The sequence below is a fragment of the Endozoicomonas sp. G2_2 genome, from assembly GCF_017744135.1.
Lineage (GTDB): Bacteria > Pseudomonadota > Gammaproteobacteria > Nevskiales > Salinisphaeraceae > Salinisphaera.
In genome coordinates, this window is record NZ_JAGHQU010000022.1 from 1 (window position 1) to 24582 (window position 24582).

Below are 24582 nucleotides of genomic sequence, written 5' to 3' on the forward strand. Positions count from 1 at the left end.
CTAGTGACTCGGGGGTGTAGACTCCGCGGTCGCCTAAGGTCGGCCCGCCCGGCTGGACATAATCGACTCGGCCGCTTACGTTTGAAATAACCATCCCACGCGCCGGCGTCCGGACAGGGATCGTCACCCCGACGTCGAAGAACGGCTGCAGCATGGCGGTGACCAAGCGATCGCAGATATGCCGAGCCTCCAAGCTATCAACGCAGCTAAAAACGATGTCGGCTTCGGCGACGGCTTCGATGGCATCTCGTTTGCTGATATCGCTCACGATAGGCCTAACACGCGTACTTGAGCGAATACGATTTGCAGCATTCGCAAATACGTCGACCTTTAGGACATTCTCACTCGCGTCAGCCTCCGTTGTGTTGAGTATTCGGTTCAAGTTTTTCTGTTCCACGCGGTCATAATCCACCACGATCAATTCGCCAACACCCATGCGAAGCAACTGCTCGGCGACAACACTCCCCGTACCTGACACGCCCACCACCGCCACGCTGAGCTTGGCCAACACGGTCGTCATTCCCTCACCGAAAGCCATGGTGTGCTTACACGGTTTCTCATCATCATCCCAGCAGAAGCGAAGGTCATTTCCGTAAATCGCGACCAATTCCACAGCGTGAGCGCTCATCGTGCGGTCGTAGACTCGAGCTTTGATCTCGCCGCCGGGGACCATAATGGCGCTCCCATGCCAAGGCTGATGTTCGTTGCGACCGACTGGACCTGCCATGATCAATGACCGGATGACTTCTTGGTCTGACTGATCGTCTATATGTGAGAATTCGTACACACCCGTCGGATGTGAATGAAGCAAGAGAATAGACAAGTCATCCCCCTCTGCGGCAGCCAGCGCCTGGTCAATATATTCACCAGGCCAAGTCAAGTAGGAGGCCGTTCGATGACACTGTTTATGGGGGACCTCAACGACATCACGGACGAGCAGTTTTAGCCCTGCACGTTCGACACGCGAACAGAGCAGAATAGCTGCGGCCTCCTTCCCATCGCCGGGGAACAGGTGCCTTTCTAGTCGTCGATGAGTAACACCTGGTAGAACGAGTGTGCGGGGCCGAATCATGCCTCAATCTCCCGACCTAAGGCTTCATCTACAAGACCCAAGTGGGTTGCGACGTTGTCACGAGTAGGAGACCAGCGATTAGCAGCATTGCGGTGGCGCGACCAGCGTTGGAACGACACGCCAACAATAGTCTTCCGACCATCCGTAGCAGGCGGGGCTTTCCCGTTTTCGTGTGAAAGCGGGGGGTCACAGTAGAACATATCAATTTGCGCTGACGGATAAGACCGTGGAATCTCCAGCGCGAGACGACAACTGGGCACGTTGTAACCTCTGGGAACAGCATAGTTTTCGATTATCAACCAGCGGCGCCCACCCTCCGCGATGGTCTCCCAGCAATAGTTCGATGCCGTGAAAAAATCCTCGTCTTTTGGCAATAGTGAGAAGTCACGGCGGGGCGACTGTCCGTCACCGTTATTGACCTCTTTCGGCCGCAACCACAAGCGCTCGATTCCCGGCTGATCAAGATCGATGACATCGTCGAGTTCGACCGCGCTATGCGGCTTGCCTTTCATTTTTAAAACGATTACGCATTTTTGAGAGGTGTCGAAACCGGCTCTCACAAGCGCGTCTCGAACGATTACGTCTGGGTGATCCCATTCGGTAGGCTCACCTTGTACATCCAACCGCCACTTCCGCTCACGCGTATAAAAGCGCTCTACGCCGGCACCGCTCAAATCTACTGACTCTCCGTGTTCAAGCTCTCGGTCAGGTTCATCTCGCAGTTCTAGCCAAACCGTTCGATTAGAGGGCACACGGCAAATCCGACGGATCGTTTCAAGGTCCAGTGGACCGGCCCAAGCGTAACGGTCGTCGTCAAAGACGAAATAAGAGACATGGTCCGCACGAATGGCCAAAAACTCGATAGCGGATCCATTCTTAGGAATGCGAGTCACTTCCTCCAACCCGATCTCTCGAGTCGGCCCCGTCTCAGGCCATAGCAACAGCGCAAACTCTGTATCGGGCCTAAGGTCTGCAGCGGCTATCACTTGCCGGCCAGTCGGAGTGCGGTCGGTTAGCGATACGGGCTCGCCATTGACGTAGACCCCCGACTTTTCGTCAGACACGTGGTTGGAAGAAGACTGACCGTTTTCGAAGCTGCTCATCGCTCGTTCTCCAAATTTGTATCGTTTCGTTCGTTATAACGAACGACTGGTGAGCACCATGACTGCTGCGAGCCATTCTGTCAACCGTTATTTTTTTGTTCGGTATATAGTATGGTCGCCATCCTTCTTAGGAGACCCAATGGCAACATCAATCGGAAAAAAAATACGCTCCCGGCGAAACGAGCTCGAAATGAGCCTCGACCAACTCGCAAAGGCTACGGGGTCTAGTAAGGGATATCTTTGGGAACTCGAGAATCGGGAAAAGGCCAATCCTTCCACCGATAAACTCATCAAGATTGCTTCCGCACTGCGCGTTACAGAAGAGTTCTTACTGGATCGATCGACCGAGGTTGATCCAGAAACCGGCATGCTCGACGAAGCGTTTTTCCGCCGCTACAAACAGCTTGATACTAGGGCGAAGAAAAAGGTTCGTCAGTTTTTGGACTTTTGGGATGACGAGGACTGAGCATGCCGACCGGAAGCCCGATTGCCGAAGCCAATAAGATTTCTCAGCTGCTTCGAGCGCTACCTGACGAGGAGCGCTTCCCTGTCGATGTAGAAAGGGTGGCCAAGGAGGTGAGTAGAGTTCGATATGCGAACGAGCCTATCGTCTCGATTGAGCCCTTCGACATTAAGGGAGTCGATGGCCTCCTCGCTCAACACCCAAGTGCTAAGAAATGGAAAATCGGCTACAACAGCCAAATTCAGTCCCCGGGCAGAATCCGGTTTACGTTGGCCCATGAGTTTGGGCATTACATTCTGCACCGGCAACTGCGGAATCGGTGCCAGTGCTCACCTAAGAACATGTATGAGTGGGATGAGCGGAATATAGAGGCCGAAGCGGATGTGTTTGCATCGTTCCTGCTCATGCCGCTAGACGACTTTCGCACCCAAGTGGCTGGGCAATCACCGTCCATAGAAATGCTTCGCCGTTGTAGCGATCGATATGGGGTTTCGTTAATGGCGGCGGCTCTAAAATGGACAGAAATCGCAACACAGCGCGCGGTGGTGGTTGCCGTTCGAGATGGTTTCGTACTATGGGCGAGATCAAGTCGTAGCGCCTTCAGATCGAAGGTTTATCTTTCGTCTAAGAAATTCACAATTCCAATTCCGGACGAGTCGGCTGTAAATCAAGCTGATGCTACTAGCGGGCCTATCACCGGCAAATTGAGGGCGAACGCATGGTTTAGTAACGAACCTAGCGACGTTGAACTGATCGAACACGCAATCGCATTTGAAGGCGACTACCCGTACACGCTAGGTTTGCTACTTCTGCCGGACGAGAGCCCTCGCTGGGAGTCACCTGAGAATGAGATCCTCGCTCCCGTCTACCAGTCTCTTCAGTGGCGGAAGTAGGCAAATTCCTCCATCGGTACGTCCGTTATTGGGAAAAGTCGAAGGCTAAATTTATAAAAGAGAAAAGAGCTACGTTTCAAGCTGGCTCGCCGCGGGATCATCGATCTCGCGCAAGTCGTAGTAATCTCTACTAGCTCCGGTAGCCACATTCGTCACTCTCGTACGATTGAACAAAGCGCTTAACCGCTGCCCGATGCGAAGTCCCTGTACTCGCGGAAGCATTGTCTGCGGGAAGGTGGCTCTGATCACGTTACCTTGACCGCCGTCAACTTCTATTCGTCCATTCCTGCCGATAAGATGAACAATACCTTCTATTTGAATAACTTCGCGCGTTTGAGCTGAAATTTGATGTAGCCGATCTGATAAAGCAGCAATAGTTGTGGCATTTGCCGTCCACTCGTATTTCGAGTGATCGGGCGCCCGCCACAGAATCGATGCCTCAAGCTGAGCTTTTTGCAAAGCATCAATTAAGTTCGTCAATTTTTTAGTACCACGATCTCCCAGAGCATGTACCTGTGCCATCAAGGCATCCTCCTGTTGGAAGTCGGTAAGTAACGAAAAAGTAGTTTCCAACGTGTCTTCGAGAAGACTGCGACCAAGTATGTCCGGATTCGTTTTGCCCGTGATGAACACGCGAGTAGATCCAGCTGCAAGCCCACCGAATCGCAATCCAAGCATTTCCTTGAGCTCTTCACGGAACGGCCCCCTCGCTTCTAGCCCGCGCTCATGTCTACTTGCTGTGGCGTACAGAAATCTAGCGATATGGGTTGCTAGGCTACCGAGCAGGTCGAGCGGCAAAGTCCCATTCTGAGCTTTCTGCCCCGACAGCCGTAACTCCACGACTTCAACCTCGCGCTGCGCCTTTGCATGCGCTAGCTGCTGCTGAAGGTCGTCTACGTGGTTACGCATTGATCCCAGGGCAATTTCCTGCGCAAAGTCTTCAGGCGCTCGTTCGTACTGCGCCTCAAGAACCCTAAGATGCTCGGTAGCGTTTTCGAGTAGGTTCTCAGTGCGACTTATATCAACAACCATTGCAGCCCACCTCGATAATACCTTTGGGCCGGCCTTCCCTATCATGGCCGAAGAGTTCGCGCCAATACTGCTCCTGGTCGGCGTTGTCCGCTAACATCAGGTAGACATCGCAGCTGTATCTCTGTTTCACGTGTTGCCGCTCGGTAACAAAGATCTCTCTCAGGGCACTCTTCTCCTGCACACTGAGCGCGTTGAGATGACTACCTTCCACTATTACAACTAGGTCAACATCTGCAGGCTCAGGCTTGCTTGATAGCAAAGAGCCATCTACCCAGACTTTAAATGTCGTGCCTATTAGCTGAACCAAGTCCTCAAGGAAGGCGTGCAGCCTAGAGACTAAATACGCTCTACGGCCCTTCCTGTCGGTGAACGAGTCAACGAGAATAGGTTTCATATCAGCCGCCGCCATCGGATGAACGCCAGCATCCAACAGCGGCTCGTACTCAATCGCCAAAGCCCTATGTCCTAAGTCTCCGAACCCCTCCGCTACAATGCTCGAAAGCAAGCGAAAAAAGCAAACGCTACTGTTTTACCCTCCAGCAAGGTGATCAAGGCCCGCTTTTGGCCGATTGCGACCCAAAGCAGTCGTTCTGCCCTATGGGGTTGGCTTGATCAGTTTGGGAGAATCTTGCGTATCAAACGTCCATCGACCGCTATCAGCCCGAACGCGATCAGCAGCATCCCCATGTAATCAACGGGTGCTAAAGTCTCTCCCAGCACCAGAACACCGAGCAGTATGGCTGAGGCAGGGATCAGGAAGGTCACTAGAAGCAGGTTGGTCGCGCCAGCGCTGGCAAGAATCCGGAAATAGAGAATGTACGCCAAGGCGGTCGACAGAATGGCGAGGCTCGCTATCGCGGCCCACACCCACGCAGACGGCGCATGGGTATCGATGGGCCAGTCGAAGGCAATGACCAGTGGGACCAGCAGCATCGACGAGGCCGTGACTTGACCGGCAGCGGTTGTCACAGGGCTGATATTCATCGCCCTGAAGCGTCGACCGAATACTCCTGCAAATGCGTAGGATATGGCTGCACCCAAGACGGCAAGCTGGGCGGCAACGTGTCCACCCAGATAGGTTAACGCATCGCCCCCGATCATCAACACCACGCCAACAAAACCGACGATAACGCCTAGGATCTTGTTCGGCGTGCTGCGTTCGTCCGATAGCAGAGTGCCAGCAACGACGACGGTGAATAGCGGTGTGGTTGCGTTGAGGATCGATGCCAGTCCGGCTCCGATCTCCGTCTGGCCCCAGACGATCAACGAGAACGGAACCACGTTGTTTAGCAGCCCCATAAGAATGAAGGCTCCCCAAATCCGCGTATCACGTGGTGGGCGTAGTCCCGTGGCGAACGCAAAGGTCCAGAGCGCAATCGCTGCGACACCGACGCGCAAGAGCACGATCGTCAATGGTGGCAAGGCATCGACCGCGATTTCGACAAAGAAGAACGATCCGCCCCACAGCAGCGACAGCGCGACCAACATCGCCCATTCGCGGCTTCCCATCGATTGATTGATTGTCGGTGGCATATTGTCTCGCCTCTGACGTGGTGAGTATTGCGAGTATTTTCATCAAAGCCACCGACGTAGTGCGCTCGTAATCTTGCGGTCTCATTCAGACTCCACCCAATACTCACTAGCGCCTGGGTCTAGAGTCAGAACGGAAGATCGATGCTTGGCAAATGAGGTCCGCTTCTGGCCCAGGCTGTGTGAAAACGCCCCCGCCGGTTAAACTTCTCGCAGGCTATTAGCGGAGAGCCGGATGAGTCGTTTCGTGACCGGTGCGGACCGTTCGCAGAGCGCGCTGCTGCCAGCGAGCCTCGACGACTACGTCACCGAGGACAATCCAGTCCGGGTGGTCGACCTCTTTGTCGATAACCTCGACCTTGCCGATCTCGGATTCGAGCGCGTCACCGCCCAGGCCACCGGTCGGCCCGGCTATCACCCGGCCACGCTTCTCAAGATCTATATCTACGGCTATCTCAACCGGGTGCAGTCCAGCCGGCGGCTGGAACGCGAGGCCCAGCGTAATATCGAGCTCATGTGGTTGACTGGCCGGCTCGCGCCGGACTTCAAGACGATTGCGGATTTCCGTCGAAACAATGGTCCAGCGATCCGACGTGTATGCCGTGAGTTTGTGATGCTGTGCCGTCGTCTCGACCTGTTCTCGCAGGCGCTGGTCGCTATCGACGGCAGCAAGTTCAAGGCCGTCAACAGCCGCGATCGCAACTTCACCCGCGCCAAGGTAAAGCGGCGTATCGAACAGATCGAAGCCAGTGTGGCGCGCTACCTGTCAGAACTCGACAGTGCCGATCGTCAGCGTCAAAGCGAGGTCACCGAGGCCCGTACGACAAAGCTTCGGGACAAGATCGACACGCTGCGATCGGAAATGCAACGTATGCAGGTTATGGCGAAGGCTGTAGAGGCCGCACCCGATCAACAGATCTCATTGACTGATCCGGATGCGCGCTCCATGGCGACCGGCGGCAAGGGGTCGGGGATGGTGGGCTACAACGTCCAATCGACGGTTGATGCGGAACATCATCTGATCGTCGATCATGAGGTCACCAACGTCGGCCATGATCGCTCGCAGCTACAGCCGATGGCAGATCGAGCGCGTTCAGCCATGCAGACCGAGACCCTGGCCGCGGTCGCCGACCGCGGTTACTTTAACGGCGAACAGATCGTGGCCTGCGAGAGGTCTGGCATCCAAGTCCATGTGCCGAAGCCGCAGACCTCCAACAGCCAGGCCAGAGGCCAGTTCGGCAAACGCGACTTCATCTACGAACCCAATAGCGACACCTATCGTTGCCCGGCCGATCAGACCCTGATCTGGCGTTTCAGCACGGTGGAAAAAGGCCAGACGCTGCATTGCTACTGGAGCTCAGCCTGCAAAACGTGTGCAATCAAGACGCAATGCACGGCGGCGGCGCAACGCCGCGTCAAACGCTGGGAGCACGAATCGGTGCTAGAGCGCATGCAACAGCGGCTGGATCGAGATCCAAATCTTATGCGGATACGACGGCAAACCGTCGAACATCCCTTCGGAACGCTCAAGCACTGGATGGGCTCGACTCATTTTCTGATGCGCACACTCGCGCATGTGCGAACGGAAATGAGCCTGCACGTGTTGGCCTATAACCTGAAACGCGTGATGCGGATCATCGGGATCGGGCCGTTGATGTGGGCGATGACTGCCTGAGCGCGATAGTGCCCTGTTAACGGCGCGATCGAAGCGGCCAAAGGCGGATTTGGCGACGGGTCGGAAGCCGGACTAACTGGAATGTCCGTTCGCTCATCACCGCAAAAGCTGACCGAGCAGGGCCACACGATGCCGTATTGAACTCGTGCGCACCGTTTCATGCGTTTTCACACAGCCTGGGCCGATAGCGGACACACGGGCTGATGCTTCGAGATACCACACTGTTCCGCTTGTATGGACGCAACAGAGTGAGTTGATAATCTCTAGCGGCAATATATTAGAACGGAGGCTCGGCTCGGCCACAGCCCCGAAGCTGGCCTTTTTAACAAGGCCTCGTTTTACTGCGATCGATCGGCTGCCCTGCTCTTGCGATCGAACTCAGCCCAGTATTCCTGCTCAAGCTCGGCCGTGATCTCCGGCAGGATCTCGCTCGACAGCTCGTGATTCTCGAAGGGCGACTTCGGCGCCTTGCCCGATTGAACGTGCCCTTCGCTGGTGGTGTCACCGCCCCCGCGAATCAGCAGATCCCGTTCTGCGAGCACGAATCCATCGGTGATCCGGCAGAAGTAGCTCAGCCGCTTGTGCAGCGGACCCGATGGCTCCTCCAGTAACAGGAGATCGCAGTAGCCCGTGCCGCCGGCGCGTGCGACGCGGCCGCGCAGCTGGTGAAGCTGACTCATGCCGAATCGATCCGGCTGCACGACCACGATCCGCTCGGCTGACGGCAAGTCGATGCCGACCTCGAGTATCGCGGTCCCCACCAGAATCTGAGCGTCACCCCGGCGAATGGCTGCAATCGCCGCGTCATTCTCGAGCTGCTGCGCTTGGTCGCCACCGTGGGCATAAACCACCTTCCCAGGAAACAGACGCTCCCACACGTCGATGCTCTCCCGCAGGGCCGGCGCCACCGTGCCATCTTTCAAGACCGCGCCTTTGTTGAGCCGCGGGTATACGACGAGCATCGTCTGTCCCTGCTCAATCGCCTGGCGTAGGTCGGCGACGAGCTGCCCGCGCTGTGCTGGCATCAGAAGTCGATGCTCGAAGGTCTTCTCCACATGGGTCTGTGACAGGCGCGTAACGGCCCATTCGCCCGATTGCGCGAGCGCCGTCGTGCGAGGGATACAGGTCGCGGTGCCTTCGAGCAGATGGCCGGTGGCACCGGCCGGGCTTTCTCGCTGCTCTTTTGACATGAGCTGCTGCTCGTCAACCAGAACCGCGTCCAGCGTCTTGCCCAGGCCGGCGACCGCCTGCGTTCCGACCCAGATTTTCGCTTCGGGATCACCGCTGCGTCCCTCTCCCGTGACCAGGCCGATCGCGTGGCCAGGCAACCAGGCTTTCAGCTTGTCGTAGTTCTGCTTGGCCAGCAGCTGGCGAGGGGCCATCACCCCGACCGTGCCCCCACTGGCGGCGACGGCCGCGGCGGTAAGCGCATAGATCACGGTCTTGCCGGTACCGACATCACCGGAGAGCACTCGGCGCATAACCGGGCCCTCGCACATATCCACCACGATCTCTGCCACCGCGGCGTACTGCTCGCTCGTCGGTGAGAACGGCATATTCACCGCGAGCTCGGTCAGGCCTTCGACCGTCGTGTAACGCGGGTCGGGACGAAAGATATTGCCCTGCGGCTTGAGTCGCATGTGTCGCCGGCGTGCTTTGACCGCCTCGCGCACATCCGAGGCACGAACGGCGACGGCCGCGACTCGATCAACTCGCGTCAGTGCCGCATCGAGTTCCTCTTGAGACGCTGGAAAGTGAATCGTGGTGAGCAATGCCCGGATGCTCTCCCGCGCGTTCGCAATGCTGGGATCACCGAGCGCGACACGTCGGCTGACCTGATCCTTGAGACCCCGGTCGAGCAGACGCTTGGCACTCGCCGACAAATAGCTGCGAAAGCTCTCGGGACTGCGCACCTCGCGGATGAACTCGTTGTGCAGCTTCGCCTGCTCCAGGTAGCTCCCGCCCACATCATCAAGGTGCTCGCGCGCGAGCGAACTCCGGGTCATGTGATGAATGTCATAGACCGGCCGCGGCTGACCGGTGCGGCTTGCCGCCATGGGTTCCGGATCATGGATATGCCAATCACGCCCCTGCCTGTAGACCGGTCCGAAGAAGGAGGCGCGCTTATCGTGCAGCTTCGCGAAGACCTTCCGGAGTCCTGGGGTGTCGAAGCTGATCGTGACGCTGACGTGGTGGCCATGGTGGTCGACGATCCGGGGCCGCCATTGCTCGTCGGTAATATCCGGGCACTCGAAACGGCCACACAGGGCCAGCGTGTCACCGTCGCCGGCGCTCTTTCGCAATGCCACGGCAAGATCGAGACCCTTCAACGACGTGAGGGCCGCCGGGATCACTTCGTAGTCACCCGGGATCATGAGTGTGCGTAGGCGACGGGTGCTTCGTTGCTCTTCCATGAGAGATAGATGGCGATATCTATCCCCACAAAGCCCCCTCATGTGAACCGACTAGCGGTCTTTGGGGCCAGCTAACTCTGTTTCGCTACACGCGGCCGCGCTTTCCTGATTGTGCGCCGAGACCATCTGGTCACGGTACGGGAACCGGCCACTGGGACGGTTGCACGACCCAGTATCGGGAACTGCCCGAGCCCGGCCCACTTGGGCCGGGTTTTACATGCCAGCGGTTTGCTCCTGTGAACGTCCTTTAAGGGGCATGCCCTCGTTTCGTCTGAATCATGCCGAAGAGCCGATACGCAGCCCTTGCGGCGCGCTATGCGGGGATCAGCCTGCGAGCAAAGGAGGCTGATCGCCATGACGAATTTTCCCGAACAACCCGACGCTTCGCGCGACCAGCGCGAGCACTATTTCCGCCAGGCTGATCGAGCGTGGGCTCGTGCCCTGACATGGGCGATTCAATGCGCGGCCGGGCGTCGCGCGCTGTATGACGTCCTGGCCTCTCGTTGCGCCGGCGAACCCGACTCGGGCATCTGGTTTCACTCCAGCATCTCGGTTGTCGCGGATGAGCTGTCCACGCTGAATAACGCGCAATGTCAGTGCCTACGAGCTGACCGTCGTCTCGCTGACCGCCTGCGGATCACGATGGATGGGATCTCGGCTGTGCTCGAGCATCTCGACGAGCCGATCCACGAAGAGCTGATGGAGCGCGTGGAGAAGGAACGCGCCCGTGGCCATGCATGGCTACACCGCCTCGTCATCGCGAACCTGTCGCTTATCGATTTCTGGATGGCCAAGCATGTGCGCGCGCACCCCCAAGATCGCGAAGACATCGCCCAGGCGGCCCGCCAAGGACTCGTGCGTGCCAGCCAGCGCTTCGACGTCGAACGGGGCTTCCAGTTCGCAACATGCGCGTTCCAGTGGTTTCGAAGTTACGCGACCCCGCTGCGTGATAGCGCGCGATCTCAGGTCTCGACATCCCGCACCGACTGTCGCAATTTGCGTCGCATTCACGCGATACTCGATACGCAGGGGCTATCGGATGCCACTTCACGCCAGGCGCCCTGGTTGGCCCAGCAGCTCGACTTGCCCGTTGCCGAGATCGAACAGCTGCTGAAGCTCGACCAGGCAGAGATGTCTATGGACGCGATCGAGTACAGCTCGGTACCGGTCGCGATCGCGACTGAAGACACCGAGGAGAGCGTCATCGCACTCGAACAGACCAAGATGTGCGAAAGCGTTCTGGCTACCCTCGACAAGGCTACTGAGAAAGTTATGCGGATGCGCTTTGGACTGGGTTGTCCCCGCCCGTTCGAAGCACATGAGATCGCACGGCAACTGGATGTCTCGGTCGAGCGCGTCCGCCAGATCTACAACGCAGGCCTCCGGGCCCTGCGCGAAAACCATCAAGTCCAGTGCATGACCATGCCCGTGGCAGCGAGCGCCTGATGTCGATTGTAGAAGTGGCGCTGCCACCTGTGCGCGAGCCGTGCTCAGCAAAGATATTCATCGGCAACACCGTCGTTCTGGCGAACGAGGCGCGGGTGTTGGTGTGTGCGATCGACGAGACATGGATCACCGGAATCGTGCTTCAAGGCACTGTCGGTAACGGCTACCCGGTCATGGTTCAGCCCACCGCGGCCGCCCGGTTCCGGCGCCATGCCGTCGCCTCGCGTTTCGGGGATGTCTCCTTCGATTTCAATGTGAACATGGCGCACGACGCACGCCAGGATGTCGTACTGCGCTGCAGGCGAACCTCTCACAACGAGATCGAACTCGAGCCCATGGCCACCCGGCGGCGTCCGATGCCCTCGATCGAAGCCCAGGTGAACGCTTTGGATCGCGTCTTCGGTTGCTGGAGCACGCTCTGCGAATTCGGCCTGCAGCGCGGCGCGCTGCCGAGTTTCAGCGATCCGCGCCATGCCTGACGCAATTTCCTGATCGTTGTGAGCCGATTGCTGGTCGGCCCGGCCCTTTAACGGGATAGACCCGCATTACCTGCGGCCCTGCCCTGCCGGAGACCTCAATCATGGCGCACGATGACGACAGCGACGATCCGAAGTTCGACTACCAAGACCCCAGTATTTCCAGTGCCGATAACCAGGTCATCTGGAAAGGATCAGCGGGCCAGATCGTCAATCTGGGAACCTACCTCCTCTGCGCGACGGCAATCCTCGTCCTCTGGGTGCTCATGCCAGGCAGACTGGCCACCTATGGCAGCATCGCGATCGCCGCGATCGCCGGTATTGAGTTCGCCAAGATTCACCTGACGCGATACGAGCTGACGAGCGAACGCCTCACCAAGCGCTGGGGCATCCTGACCACACGCATGTCACGTGTCGCGCTCTATCGCGTCGAGGACTCGGGGACAATCTCGCCCTTTGTGATGCGCCTGTTCGGCCGCGGTGTCGTCTATGTCACGAGCAGTGATCGCTCGGACCCGGATCTCAACTTGCTGGCTGTACGCAATCCAGAACCTCTGGAGGACTTGCTGCGAAAGACCTATGAGCGCGCCAGGGGGCGGAAAGGCACCCGTGTCATTGAGTAGGTGCTTGGGCCCGCTCGCTGTTCGCGATACATAGAGCATTAGAGACCCCGACATCCTCACCTATGCCCGCCAAACCAACACCCGGACTCCACCACGATTATTCGCTGTTCGTAGTGAACAGCGAACTCCTCGATCGTGTGGCATTTCGTGCCCAACCCGGGCGTGTCACGAAGGTCTGGATTCAACTACAGGATGGCGCGCAGCACCTGTTTCGCCGTCTGAATGCCGACCGTGTCTTTACGATGCTCGAGTCTGAAAACCCGGACGCGCATTACCGACAGTTGGTCGAATGGCTGACGCCTGAGAAAGCACTCATCGACCTTCCGAAGCGTGGCATGAGCTGTTCTTCGACGATGCGTGAGCGCACGTATCAGGGGCATTTCAAAGATCGAGAACCGGCCACATCCGCTGCACCATGCTTGCTCGAATTCTGATGCTGACCCTGGCTGCAGGCCTGCTGGCCGCCTGCGGCGCACCTGAACCGGACGCCCTCGATCTGCGCCAAGCACTACGGCTGCGGCTCATCGATGAGGCACTCGGCGTTACCAACCCGAGCAAACGCCCGAAATCGATCGACGAGATCCAGATCCAGGACGTGGTTATCGATCGCACCCAGGGATTGCCCAGTGGAGACTACGACCTCTGGAGCGTCTACGGCATCACGTATCGAAGCCAGCAGAGCCGGCAAACCGCTATCGTGACGCTGACTCCCGATAATGGGGCATGGCGTGTCCTCTCGATTCGCCCGGCGACCCCATGAAACAGGCCATCGCCCTGTTGGTCGTACTGCTCGGTGTTGGCTGCGATAGCTTGTCCACATCAGCCTCGGAGATTCGTCACGCCCTGCTGGTCAACGAGCGTATACAGCTGGCGAAGTCCGCCGACCCCACGGCTATAGAGGCTGCTTCGATCCGCGATCTCGTCGTACATGGCTCGGCACGTATCGGCACTGATGGGCTTGAGGCGCGCGTAACCTATACCTCGGTTCATGCAGATGCATCGATCCGCCGTGATCGTCGAGTCTTTCTACGCAGATCAGGCCCTCACTATGCGCTTGTGGGCCAATGCAGGTGGGCCGATAAGGGCAGCTGCGCACAGTTACGCCGCCGTGCCAGCGCCGGGTAAACGAGAAATTCCTTGCGGCTTACCAGCTGCGGGGCAGGATCAAAGGTGTCCATAGCTCACGCGGAGACCCCTGCCCATGAATTACGGCTACACGATGATCAACGAATCCCTGGCGATCGCACCCATCACATGCGAGGTCGGCTGGGAAGTGTGCGGCGTGGACGGCAACATGCTGCATCTGACCCGTGACGGTGACGAGCGCCGTATCGAACTGCCGTTCTACGACGAAGGCGGCTGTGAGGTCGTCACCTATCGCGTCGACACCGGGGAAGCATTCGAGGATGTCCACATGCTCATTCCCCACGAACAAGGCCAGATGGTCTGCGATGTCACGGCGGACTGGTCGAAAGGCCAGCTATTCGCGATCGCTCGTTTGAGCAAACCTCACACCGCCCGCTGATTCAATCACGCATCATCCGGCGGCGTATCAATGTGCCGAGCCGCCGGGCTTCGCGCGGTTCGAGTGTCATAGGTACCCAGGCCTCAGCTGCCGCGATATTTCCTTCGAGTCGCCGGCGCCGGGACAGGTCGTCCGGCGTCTGCTCGAATCGACTCAACAGATTGATCGCCCCGTGCGGGTCAAAACCAGCAAGACGCATATAGAAGACGCCAAGCCGATCGGCGGCGTCTTCCTGCGTGGCACTCCGTATCGCGCCACCGGGCGGCGGGTGGCCTAAAGCCAGATGAGAGCGTTCGTGCGAAAGGATCGCTGCGATTTCGTTGTTGCTCAGACCGGCGACATCGTGATGGTACGCAACACGGTGATGGGCGTGATCCACATAGGCGTTGATCCCTTCGGCCTGGACACACTCCAGGGACCAGCCGTCACCCGGCGCCGCCACCACGGCATTGATTTGCCGCCATACCGTTTGAGGGGTGCTGTCGTTACAGGGCGGAGGCGAGGCCCATGCGCCCCCTGCCCCGGCCACCGATAGCAGGATCGCAGCGACCCCACGACACACGGCGCAGGTGGTTTCTCGAAAGATCATCTTCAGGGGTTGCGGCGCTCTATCGGGGGGCGAGAGTGAGATGGCCATACACCGATGAAAGCACTGCTATGCGAAGCACCTCCTATCCTCTGGGCCATGCACTGACGCTGGGTATTGCGTTCGCTTGCGGGTCGTCCTTGGCGCTTGCCGCCGATCCTCCGGTTGCCCCGGCCGATGCACCGGACCTGACCGGCGCGACTCATCCCGAGCGTTTGCCCTATGGCGTGGACTTCGTTGCCCTCGGCGATCCGGTCACCGGCGAGCTGCGGCGGCTACTTGAAGGATTCACGCACGAGATCGAGGGCGACACCCAGCGGTTCACGCAGGTTGCCTTCGATCGTGATGAAAAGCACACGATAAAGCTCACCGTCGAAACGACACGGGCCTCTGCTGCTCAAGAGCCCACGGTCTTTCGGGTCACGCGGCGCGTCACTCTGGCGTGGCCGTCCGTCACCGCGCATGAGCTGATGGCCGACGCACGCAACCGCCACGGCGGCAAACCGACCTGTGAGAGCTTCAAGCGTGAAGCGCCATTCGGTACCGGGACGGCACAAACCGTGGCTGCTTTTGTTCGTGGCGGTCTGTTCGGCCAGCCGTCCGATACGCATGCCGATGGCGTTGCGAGCGATACGGGGAATACCTGCCTCTGGGGTGCTGCTGAGCTGGTCGATCACGGAAAGGTCACCTGCGACGGCGCCTGTCTGACGGCCACTGTGGTCTACCCCACGCCGAGCAAGAAGCTCCTACGGATCGACGAACTCGCCTACGACCCGAGCCGCAATCCTGCCGGCCACAAAATTTCGAAATAAACCGCAATTAGGGGTTGCGGCGCTCAAGGCGCGTCCGAGTCTGGCTGTGCCACGACAAACACCGTCACTTCCAAGGGGTGAAACATGACCATGACTGAAGACCGATCGAAGGCACTGAGTGCTGCACTCAAAGCGATCGAGAAAAGCTACGGCACTGCCGCTATCTACAAAATGAAGGATGGGCCGAACGTCCAGGTTGATCGCGTTTCATCCGGCCTCATTGGGTTGGATCGCGTCATCGGCGGCGGTCTGCCGCGCGGCCGTGTCTTGGAAGTCTACGGCCCGGAATCGTCTGGCAAAACGACCATCGCCCTGTCGATCGTCGCGGCATTTCAGCGCGTGGGCGGCTTGGCCGCATTCATCGACGCAGAACACGCACTCGATCCCGTCTGGGCCGAAACCCTCGGTGTTGATGTCGACGAACTGCATATCGCACAGCCGGATACGGGCGAACAGGCGCTCGAGATCGCCGACATGCTGGTCCGCTCAGGTGGTATTGACGTTGTCGTGGTCGATTCGGTCGCGGCGCTCACGCCCAAGGCCGAAATCGAAGGCGATATGGGTGACTCCCATGTGGGGCTGCAAGCGCGTCTCATGAGTCAGGCACTGCGCAAGCTCACGGGCAACATCAAGCGCACCGGCACGCTCGTGATCTTCATCAATCAGATCCGCATGAAGATCGGCGTGATGTTCGGGTCGCCGGAAACGACCACAGGCGGAAATGCACTCAAGTTCTACGCCTCGATCCGGCTGGACGTGCGCCGCGCAGAGCAGATCAAGGAAGGCGAGAATGTGATCGGCGCGGTGACGCGGATCAAGGTCGCCAAGAACAAGGTCGGCCGCCCGTTTGGGAAGGTCGAACTGCCGCTCTACTTCGATTGTGGCCTATGTCCGGCGAGTGATCTCATCAACCAGGCACTCAGCGCCGGCGTGCTCGAGAAAAACGGCAGCTGGTATCGCTTTGACGGCCAGCAAATCGCACAAGGCCAGGCCGCACTGCGAAAGCGGTTGCTCGACAACCGCGATCTATACGATGCCATGCGCAATCGCGTGCTCGGCAAGGACAACCCTTCGGCGAATGACCCCGCCGCCGATATGGCCGGCACCGATGCCGGCAAGGAGGCTGTGGTCAGCACGCAATAACAACGACATCGATGCTCGGCGATGCCACGGCATCGCCGTGTCTCAGAAGGTACTCCTCTCCAATCCCTTTACTGGTTGAACCCACGAAACTAGGAGCGCGATATGCGAACTCTGAATATGAAGCTCATCACTCTACTCATCGCCATGGCGATGACCATGACCGCCTGCGGTGGTGGTAGCGGCGGAGGCGACGACGACGACGGCGGCAGCTCGGGCGGCGGCTCCGACAATGGCTCGGATACGGGCGGCGGCGATAACACGCCGGAGGTCAATTACACGACCAACGGCCTCGACGGCATCAACGGTCCGGAGGATCGCTCCAACAGCGGCGACGGCGCCTCCCTGACGCTGTTCAGCTTCGGCGTCGACCTCGACCATCAGGAGTTCGAGAACCTGACGGTGGCGGGCATGTTCGGTGCCACGGATGATGACGGTACGGAGTACATGCCGTCCGAAGACGACTCTGGCGTCGGCACCTTCTATGCCGGTCTGGTCGCCGGCCAGAACGTCGGTGTAGCACCGGCTGTAACGCTGAACAACATTCGGGTCTTTCGTGCGCCCGATGACCGTGAGCTGGGTAACTCGCGTGAAGCACTGACGTTCACCGAAGCCAATTTCACGACCGACGTGCTGCTACTTACCTACGACGTGAGCGAAAGTATCGATAACGCGGAGTTCGATATCGAGTTGCGCGATGCGGTGACCTCCAATGACTGGGTAATCGCGCTCAGTGGCGGCAATGTCCCGGACACTGTGCAGACCCGCGGCACCTACAACTATGCCCACAACGCGGACGATCCCGAGTTCGGCGGCCAGATGATCGTTGTCGGTGCGACCGATGGGGACGGCAACCTGCTGGAAAACTCGGCCGCCGCATACGCGCCGAGTAGCTATACCGACGATCTGGGCGGTCACTTCATCGTTGCGCCGGGCCAAGCGGTTTGTTCCAGCGGTGTTGTCGGTGGCTCGTCGCAGTCGGCGACCGTCTGTAACTCGCTCACCGAAGACGGCGATGAAACGATCGAGTCGAGCTATTACAACGGCTATGGCACCGGCCCGGCGACGGCGCTTGTCGGCGGTGCAGCGGCAACGATTCGTGGTCTGTACCCGACGCTCGACGCTGCAACCGTGGTCGATGTGCTGCTTTGCTCCGCCGATGACCTCGGCGACCCCGGCTACGACGAGCTTTACGGCGCTGGCCTTCTGAATGTGCAGGCTGCGATCACGCTCGGCCAGGCCATCGTCGACGGTGGTGATTTCGGCGACTGCGACGTACCGGAAGAAACGCAGGACGTGACCCCGCAGGCAAGCAACCGCACTGCCACTAGCGAGCCGGTTGCTACCGCCTCGGCACCGATGGCCTTTCAGCAGGCAACCGCGCCGGGCTATAGCGCCGCCGCAGCGCCTGCCGGCACCGGCATCAGCGACTGCACGGCATATATCCGTGACGAAAGCGGGATGCTGTACTTCCGCGATCGCCGCGGCAACTTCAGCCTGAGCGAAGACGGTTGCATGGCGCCGCTCTACTAAGCGTCAGCCTTGATCGGGCGCGGTTCGATTCTGTCGATCCGCGCCTTTTTTTGTTCGTCTGAGGACGTTGCAATGTCTGAATATGACCCATTCTCAAAGGTTGCCCGTCGAGATCGTCACCGGAAAGCGATCATCGGCCTGGGCATGATTGGCATTGGACTCTTGGTCATCTATGCCCTGCCGATGCTCACGTACACACGTTTCGAATTTACCGACAACACCACAACCACGACAGTCTCAAGCATCCAGCCTGGCCCTGCTGAAACCCAGCGCGAGACTGACGGAGCTGATACAGCCGAGTTCGTGGCGTCACCGAGCTCTCCCCTTCCCCATGACACTGCCGCCACGCAGGCATCTGCTTCTGCAGCGCCAACTGCAAACGCAACGATCGAGAGCCAGACTAAGGCGTCATTGACCCTACAGCGTGACAGCTCGATCTCCCTGGATATCGAGCAGATCGCAGCGCAGCCGAACCAGCAAAACGGCGGCGCCGGCGGTCTGGCAGAGCCGGACCATGGCATTCAACCCTCGCTTGCATATCCCGAGCCAGTGATATCGATTGGGCCTACGACCATTCAACAGGCCGTTCCGGTTGGCGTCGATGAGGTGCCGGTAGCCACAGCGATCATGCCGCAAGCATCCAACTCATCGCCCCCTGTGCCCGTCAGTGGGCGCTCTGGCACCGCGGCGCATACCGACGACCAAGCAAGCGTGGCAGTCCCCTACAGGCGCCCTGCTCGCCCCGAACCGTCCATAGAAGCTGACCTTGTGACGATATGCACTGTCCTGGGTAGACGGATCAATACGCCTGCTGACGAACTCTGCCCAGCTGACCGCACACTCCGCCTTGGAAGCACCGGGATGAATAATCCTGTGATGGGACAGGTCATGAAGCAGAAGGACGCGGCACCGCGGGTCATGGTGATTGCGGGTGTATCAGGCACCCAGACTGGCAGCGTGGATACGTTGCTCCACTGGATCGACGATCTCGCGGCGACAAAGGACATCTCATGGCTGACGATCCCGATAGTCAACCCTGATGGGCTACTGGCCACACCGCCCCGCTCCAGCAATTTTCATGGGGTCATTCTCACCCGCAATCTGCCGACCAAGGATTGGTCTCATACGGCGACACTCGCCCAGCCTACGTCTCTGCGGGTATCTGGCCAGAACCCTGGCTCTCATGGTGGCTCCGAGTCTGAGGTCGCCGCTCTTGTCGCTTCGATCTCTGCATTTTCACCGGATTTGATCGTTGAGCTTCGTGCCGGCGATGGGCTGGTCACATTTCACGGAGATGGTGAAATCGCGGCGGACTGGGCGCCGTTGCTGGTTGGATACGAGCCCTATGAGCCGGGCTCACTCGCTCAGTATGCGAGCGGCGAAAGGGGTGTAGACGTCCTACAAATCAGCGTTCCGTCAGAGGACCACGCGCCTGCCCGTCGTGTTCGCCTTCGTATCCTCGACCATCTGCGCGATTTCGTGCGGACACGTTACTCCCTCCCCGCTCAGCCCTAATTATCTGTTAGCGGCTCTGAGGAGCGCGTTTCCCGCGCGACCCTCCGCAAGCGCTCCAAGTCGATCTTCAAATCGACCGCACACGCTTCCCGGTCAGCATCGGTGCATTCGGGTAGGCAGTGCTCCTTAACCCAATTTCTCCAGAGTGATGAGACCCACGTCGAATTGCCGGTGGGATCCTCACGAAACATCTTCGCGATGAAGGGCGTCTGGCTGGTCTGATATTCACGGAACGCGTCCCACTGACGCTGCTTCTCGGTTTTATCGACTTGACCGATCCATTGCTCAGCTCTCCACTTCGGCAACAGCTCCTGCTCGAAACGGGCGAGCTTTTTCATAGCCTGTTGTTGCTCCTCCTCTTGCCGCCGATTATCACGCTCATTGCGGGTTTCGAAGTCGAGCACCTTCTGGGCGTCGGGTTGTTTGCCGCTGTAGTCACACTCGACAGCATTAACTGCCAACCCAGAAATTCTGTTCACTGATTCAGGCTTTCGATAAAGCCTTTCAGCAACGAGATCGAGATTGCGGTTGATGTGATCATCACTGAAACGCGCGATGAGACTGGACGCCCGAGAGTGCTCTATACCGAAAATCGTCAGCCGTTCGTAGGTTTCCGCGCGCGACTCCAGGGCATCCGTATCCAGCTGCTCAGAAACAGGGCGGATGGCTGGCATGGTCGGGCCTTCATATGAGGTATTTTCACGGACCTGAAACCTCACAGAGACAACCTGCTGGCCACGCCTGAAATACTCTGGCTCGACAAAGAGTTCGGTTTTGGTATTGATCTCTTTGACCGCTGGGGCAATCACACTACGTCGAAGCTCCTTGAACTTCTCGTAGCTAGCGGCATCCGAGATACCCATGAGTTCACGGAATGTCTCCAGATCCCAAACCTTGGTCTGTCCCCACTCGCGATATCGTGCACAGTTCTCATAGAGACTCTGCGTATGACGAGACGTGATCAGGTGCTGGATCGAGAAGTTCAGCCTCGCATAGACCGCGGGATTAAGAAGCTGATCTACAAGGTTGGCTGAGTACGAGTAGTAGAGAAAGCCATCCTTCTCGAAATCGTAGCCAGCGAGCCAAGCTGATCCGCCCCACCGCTTTGTTTTTGCGTCCTCAGTGATTGCCCACCTGATTTTTTTGGTGAGCAGCCGATCCACGCAATTATAGATCTGCTTGTAATTGCGGCTGCCTGGCCGAAGCAACTCAACCAAGTCAGCAACGTAAATACGATGCATCCGCTGATGTTTAAGACTGTCCACAGACCCCATGCGGAGAGCATTCTGAAGCAGGACGTTTGCGAGCTGGATCTCGAGGAGGGTCAGCGGTGTCGCGCAATGAACCGCGTAGACGTGCTTACGGAGTACAGTCGCATTGAGACTGATCGTCTCATTTTGCTCCTCCAGCAACGACATTGTCTGGCCCATCTCTGCCCGCTTGCCTTTATTTGATGGCAAAGCTAGGCGGCGATTCGTGACTCTGTCAACACCAACATACGAGCCGATGAGTGGTCGAATCATTATTCCTTACACCCCTGGCATAAACCGGATCTAGCTGCCGCCCCGAAGCCACCTATCCACGGTTGATTCGAGATTTACCCTCGATCGGTCTTCCCATTATTTCTTACACCTCTAGCCTTGGCCGTGTTCGTGAATGAGCGAAGAAGAGCGGCCGATCGAGGACGACGCGTGTAGGTTTGCGCAGTTGAGGCGTCATAGTTTCTACGAACGAAAGCCGACACCCGTTATTTCTTACACCCCATCATTTCTTACACCTCGAGGCGTTATTTACTACACCTCGCCGTTATTCATTACACCGCTACCCATCATTCGCTACACCTGCAGGAGCGTGTGATCAGTATTCGTTACACCTCGGTGCGTTATTCTTTACACCCAGATTTCTATAAGTTGCTGTTCTCTCTGTTAATTTCGGATCCGGAATATTTCAATGCTCTGCAAGAGAAAAGATAGAAACAACAGCAGAGCTGCTGCTGAAGACACTTTCACGAGAGGTAAGACAGAAGACAGGCGCGAGCAGTCTCGACATGCGGGCACCAAAGAGAGAACGAAGGGATAGTCAAGCACAGGGCTCTGTTTTACTTGACGTTTCTGTGAATCCTTTATTGACCACCAGCTTTGTTACGAGTAGCAACGGGGGTCATCGGAGCGATCTATCGTTCTGACTAATCGTCTTGATCGCAGTGCTATGTTATTGATTATTCACCACTTCGATTGGATTTTCCGCCCAGGTGTAAATGACCTTCGCACAGAAATCTCCGGCCGGGTGTAAACCAAGACCACCAGTGGTGTTGCAGACCAGAGGCTCTGCCCTAGTAGGCAGGTTCGAGGATCAGTCTAAGTTATTGATATTACTCATCGACTCGCGGATTTTACGGCCAGGTGTAAACGAACTTCGCGGGGAAAATTCCAGCCAGGTGTAAACGACATTCGCGGCGGTTTTTCCGCCCAGGTGTAAACGACCTTCGCAACGGATTTTCCGTCCAGGTGTAAACGGCCTTCGCGACGGATTTTCCGCCCAGGTGTAAACGGCCTTTGCAGTGGATTTTCCGCCCAGGTGTAAACGAACTTCGCGAGGGATAATCCAGCGAGGTGTATACGGTGGTCGTCATGTTGATCCGGGCACAAATAACACTGCCTCAGCAGATCACAGTATTCCAGCGACGACTCTCCCTTTAAGCTCAAGAGGCGTGGTGAATACCTCTATGAGATGACTGGGAGTTTCAGGTGAAACTCCCAGAGCATTAGCTCAGGCGCCCTACCCCAACTCAGCCTCAAGACGCTTGAGTAGGTCTTTCCACACCTGGCTAACTTGCTTCGGGTCATCCCAGTTCACGTCAGCGTAGTTGTTGTCGGGATCGATTTTTTTAACCATGTGTTCCATGACAGCCATGTTTTTTGTCGTCCCGAGCTTCGCTCGAGTCGCTGGCCGTCCACCACGACTGGGCTTCTTCGTCTTACCCTTACGCTCCTGAGATGCTTGATGCTTACGCAGCGCAGCTACAATGTCGTCTGAAGCCAAAACGGTCGCACGAGGTTTATCTGCGAGCTTTGCTACGTCGCGTCCCACATTCGGATGTGAGATGCGCCCTTCCTTTATGGCCTCAAGCACGTCCTGTGGCCCATTCAAGATTGCCCACCAACGGAACGCATTCGAGCGTTCAAGTCCGAGCAGTTCAATCAGATCCGCACCCGTGTTGATCGGTTTGTCGTTCTCGCGACATTCGGCCATGACTTGCTGCAGACCTCGGAGTGTCCCCGCCATCGTGAGGTCGCGCCGTTGCGCATTCTCGAGGAGCTGCAGTACCGCGGCATTTGCTGGACGGTCGGCGTAGACCATCACGTCCATTTCTTCCAGCTCAGCGAGCTGGCATGCCCACCAACGACGCTCGCCACCAATCAGTCTTACCGTGCCCCCACTCGATCGGTAACCGATGACCGGCTGTAGCTGGCCATCGCTTGCGATGGTTCTACTGAGACCGATGATCTTGTCGGCCTCTTCTCGCATAGCCTCATCGGTGATGGAATCAGGATTGCGCAGCTCCTCCAAGGTTAAGCTCAGCCCTCGCGCGTTATCAGGGTCAGGCCGGATATTGGAGAGCGGTACCTTTTCATGCCCGTGGGACTGACGAACCTCATGGCGCAGGTTTGCTTCGGTCCCTGTCAGCCCCGAGTTGGATTCGCTGATAATCGACGCTTTGCTCCGTTTAAGCATCTGCGGTCTCCTTGGGGAACAGCTTGGACTCGACGAACTTGCACCAGTCCTCGGCGATCTTCCTCGCGGGGTCACTGGGTTTCAGCTGAAACACAGAAGCAGGCAATAGGCCACGCACGTCGCGTTCCGCATAAGCAACACGGCTCGGAATGATTATCGGCGAGACGTACTGGCTCAGCCGCTCTTGGTTCATCACCTGCTCTAGCAATCCGTTGTGGAGGCTCAGCTGCTTACGATATTTGTTTATCTGAAGTGCAGTGAGTTCTAAGGGATGATTCTTCGACCGCCTGGACTGCTCCTCGATCACCATGCCGATGATAGCGTCGAGACCCGAGATGCACTGCTGTTCGAGCTCAACAGGGATGATTGTTTGTGTCGATGCACGAATTACGCCTCGCATGAGCGGAGATTCGTTGGGCCCGGTGTCGAACAGCACGAGGTCGTACATATCAGCGATGCCTTCGCTTCCGAAGAACTTATCGATGATTTCTTCAATCCGCGCGCGGATTTTCTTGTCCTCCTGTTCACGGACGTAGACCAATTCACGACTATCCGCCGGCAGAATATCGAGCCGACCATTCTCGAACTCCGCAACGCCATATTCATGGATCTCGCGAGTCGAGTAGAAGATATCGGCGGACGATGACCTCCCAGTCCAGTCTGCGTGATCTTCGTTGTCTGGCGTGTAATCCGGATGAAGCGGTGGCCTTTTATGTCGGCCGTTGCCAATACGCTCCATCGGGAGATAGAGCTCACTGAGTGAGCATTGGTCATCGAAGTCGACTAGCAGAACCCTCTTGTTCTGCGAAAACCACTCGGCGAGTATCTTTATGAGTGTCGTTTTACCAACACCGCCTTTCTTCTGCGGTAGCGATAGTCGGATCACAGTTCTCTCCGTTGACTAATAGTAAGCCCAGATCGCTTGATTCGAGGCACATGAGCATCTGTTGCTCACAGGCAAGATGCGCCTCATGACACGCGCCGCAAGCCCCTTCTGCAGCTTTATTGC

At 57.8% G+C, this 24582-nt stretch carries 24 protein-coding genes; 14 read left to right on the forward strand and 10 right to left on the reverse strand.

The features are described from left to right. Together J7355_RS17000 and J7355_RS17005 are read right to left on the reverse strand one after the other, a co-directional pair. The coding region (locus tag J7355_RS17000; RefSeq protein WP_209064842.1) for a ThiF family adenylyltransferase at positions 1–1072 on the reverse strand (1072 nt) is incomplete at its 3' end. After that, a complete protein-coding gene (locus J7355_RS17005) occupies positions 1069–2175 on the reverse strand; it encodes a multiubiquitin domain-containing protein (RefSeq protein ID WP_209064844.1) in 1107 nt (368 codons plus the stop codon). The genes J7355_RS17005 and J7355_RS17000, both read right to left, overlap by 4 nt. Before the next feature lie 139 nt (positions 2176–2314). Between J7355_RS17005 and J7355_RS17010 the strand changes: the two genes are divergently transcribed. Both J7355_RS17010 and J7355_RS17015 read left to right on the forward strand, forming a co-directional pair. Continuing rightward, the gene (locus J7355_RS17010; protein WP_209064846.1) at positions 2315–2641 is read left to right on the forward strand and encodes a helix-turn-helix transcriptional regulator; all 327 of its coding nucleotides are present in this window, start codon (positions 2315–2317) and stop codon (positions 2639–2641) included. Between the two features lie 2 nt (positions 2642–2643). Then, on the forward strand, positions 2644–3531 hold the full coding sequence (locus tag J7355_RS17015; RefSeq protein ID WP_209064848.1) for an ImmA/IrrE family metallo-endopeptidase: 888 nt from the start codon (positions 2644–2646) through the stop codon (positions 3529–3531). Between the two features lie 69 nt (positions 3532–3600). On the opposite strand, the gene J7355_RS17020 is transcribed toward J7355_RS17015, so the two are convergent. From J7355_RS17020 to J7355_RS17030, 3 genes are all read right to left on the reverse strand, one after another. Next, entirely contained in the window at positions 3601–4563 is a 963-nt protein-coding gene (locus J7355_RS17020; RefSeq protein WP_209064850.1) for a hypothetical protein, read from the reverse strand. After that, positions 4553–5017: a hypothetical protein gene (locus tag J7355_RS17025; protein WP_209064852.1), complete on the reverse strand. Its 465-nt coding sequence runs from the start codon at positions 5015–5017 to the stop codon at positions 4553–4555. Before J7355_RS17025 ends, J7355_RS17020 begins: the two co-directional genes overlap by 11 nt. Positions 5018–5175: 158 nt before the next feature. Next, a complete protein-coding gene (locus tag J7355_RS17030; protein WP_209064854.1) occupies positions 5176–6096 on the reverse strand; it encodes a DMT family transporter in 921 nt (306 codons plus the stop codon). 232 nt (positions 6097–6328) lie between these two features. On the opposite strand from J7355_RS17030, the gene J7355_RS17035 reads away from it, so the two are divergent. Continuing rightward, complete coding sequence (locus J7355_RS17035) at positions 6329–7768, forward strand: IS1182 family transposase (RefSeq protein ID WP_209064856.1); 1440 nt, start codon at positions 6329–6331, stop codon at positions 7766–7768. 338 nt (positions 7769–8106) lie between these two features. Here the strand turns inward: J7355_RS17035 and J7355_RS17040 are convergent, their stop codons facing one another. Further along, positions 8107–10143, reverse strand: coding sequence for a helicase-related protein (locus tag J7355_RS17040; RefSeq protein ID WP_209064858.1), 2037 nt, complete (start codon positions 10141–10143; stop codon positions 8107–8109). A gap of 342 nt (positions 10144–10485) precedes the next feature. Between J7355_RS17040 and J7355_RS17045 the strand changes: the two genes are divergently transcribed. From J7355_RS17045 to J7355_RS17075, 7 genes are all read left to right on the forward strand, one after another. Continuing rightward, positions 10486–11628 carry a sigma-70 family RNA polymerase sigma factor gene (locus J7355_RS17045; protein WP_209064860.1) on the forward strand — a complete coding sequence of 381 codons (1143 nt, stop codon included), beginning with the start codon at positions 10486–10488 and terminating at the stop codon, positions 11626–11628. Then, positions 11628–12107 carry a hypothetical protein gene (locus J7355_RS17050; RefSeq protein ID WP_209064862.1) on the forward strand — a complete coding sequence of 160 codons (480 nt, stop codon included), beginning with the start codon at positions 11628–11630 and terminating at the stop codon, positions 12105–12107. Before J7355_RS17045 ends, J7355_RS17050 begins: the two co-directional genes overlap by 1 nt. A 101-nt stretch (positions 12108–12208) precedes the next feature. Beyond that, positions 12209–12727 carry a PH domain-containing protein gene (locus J7355_RS17055; protein WP_209064864.1) on the forward strand — a complete coding sequence of 173 codons (519 nt, stop codon included), beginning with the start codon at positions 12209–12211 and terminating at the stop codon, positions 12725–12727. Positions 12728–12789: 62 nt separating this feature from the next. After that, positions 12790–13161 (forward strand): hypothetical protein, encoded by a 372-nt coding sequence (locus J7355_RS17060; protein ID WP_209064866.1) that lies wholly within the window; start codon positions 12790–12792, stop codon positions 13159–13161. Next, positions 13161–13487, forward strand: a complete 327-nt coding sequence (locus J7355_RS17065) for a hypothetical protein (protein WP_209064868.1) — start codon at positions 13161–13163, stop codon at positions 13485–13487. Before J7355_RS17060 ends, J7355_RS17065 begins: the two co-directional genes overlap by 1 nt. Then, on the forward strand, positions 13484–13852 hold the full coding sequence (locus J7355_RS17070; protein ID WP_209064870.1) for a hypothetical protein: 369 nt from the start codon (positions 13484–13486) through the stop codon (positions 13850–13852). The genes J7355_RS17065 and J7355_RS17070 overlap by 4 nt, the downstream gene beginning before the upstream one ends. A 76-nt stretch (positions 13853–13928) precedes the next feature. After that, positions 13929–14252, forward strand: a complete 324-nt coding sequence (locus tag J7355_RS17075; protein WP_209064872.1) for a hypothetical protein — start codon at positions 13929–13931, stop codon at positions 14250–14252. 1 nt (position 14253) lies between these two features. Here the strand turns inward: J7355_RS17075 and J7355_RS17080 are convergent, their stop codons facing one another. Continuing rightward, positions 14254–14841, reverse strand: coding sequence for a M48 family metalloprotease (locus J7355_RS17080; protein ID WP_209064874.1), 588 nt, complete (start codon positions 14839–14841; stop codon positions 14254–14256). A gap of 68 nt (positions 14842–14909) precedes the next feature. Here J7355_RS17080 and J7355_RS17085 point away from each other — a divergent pair, with 68 nt between their 5' ends. The 4 genes from J7355_RS17085 (at position 14910) to J7355_RS17100 (ending at position 19838) form a co-directional block, all read left to right on the forward strand. Beyond that, positions 14910–15650 (forward strand): hypothetical protein, encoded by a 741-nt coding sequence (locus tag J7355_RS17085; RefSeq protein ID WP_209064876.1) that lies wholly within the window; start codon positions 14910–14912, stop codon positions 15648–15650. Positions 15651–15734: 84 nt separating this feature from the next. Continuing rightward, positions 15735–16793 (forward strand): recombinase RecA, encoded by a 1059-nt coding sequence (recA, locus tag J7355_RS17090; protein ID WP_247740067.1) that lies wholly within the window; start codon positions 15735–15737, stop codon positions 16791–16793. Positions 16794–16895: 102 nt separating this feature from the next. Then, positions 16896–18323 (forward strand): S8/S53 family peptidase, encoded by a 1428-nt coding sequence (locus J7355_RS17095; protein WP_209064877.1) that lies wholly within the window; start codon positions 16896–16898, stop codon positions 18321–18323. A gap of 9 nt (positions 18324–18332) precedes the next feature. Then, positions 18333–19838: a M14 family zinc carboxypeptidase gene (locus tag J7355_RS17100; protein ID WP_209064879.1), complete on the forward strand. Its 1506-nt coding sequence runs from the start codon at positions 18333–18335 to the stop codon at positions 19836–19838. Here J7355_RS17100 and J7355_RS17105 read toward each other — a convergent pair. The 3 genes from J7355_RS17105 to J7355_RS17115 form a co-directional block, all read right to left on the reverse strand. Further along, positions 19835–21361, reverse strand: coding sequence for a replication initiation protein (locus tag J7355_RS17105; protein WP_209064881.1), 1527 nt, complete (start codon positions 21359–21361; stop codon positions 19835–19837). The two genes, J7355_RS17100 and J7355_RS17105, sit on opposite strands and share 4 nt — an antisense overlap. A 1255-nt stretch (positions 21362–22616) precedes the next feature. Continuing rightward, positions 22617–23573 (reverse strand): ParB/RepB/Spo0J family partition protein, encoded by a 957-nt coding sequence (locus tag J7355_RS17110; protein WP_209064883.1) that lies wholly within the window; start codon positions 23571–23573, stop codon positions 22617–22619. Then, on the reverse strand, positions 23566–24459 hold the full coding sequence (locus tag J7355_RS17115) for a ParA family protein (protein ID WP_209064885.1): 894 nt from the start codon (positions 24457–24459) through the stop codon (positions 23566–23568). Before J7355_RS17115 ends, J7355_RS17110 begins: the two co-directional genes overlap by 8 nt. Positions 24460–24582: the final 123 nt, after the last annotated feature.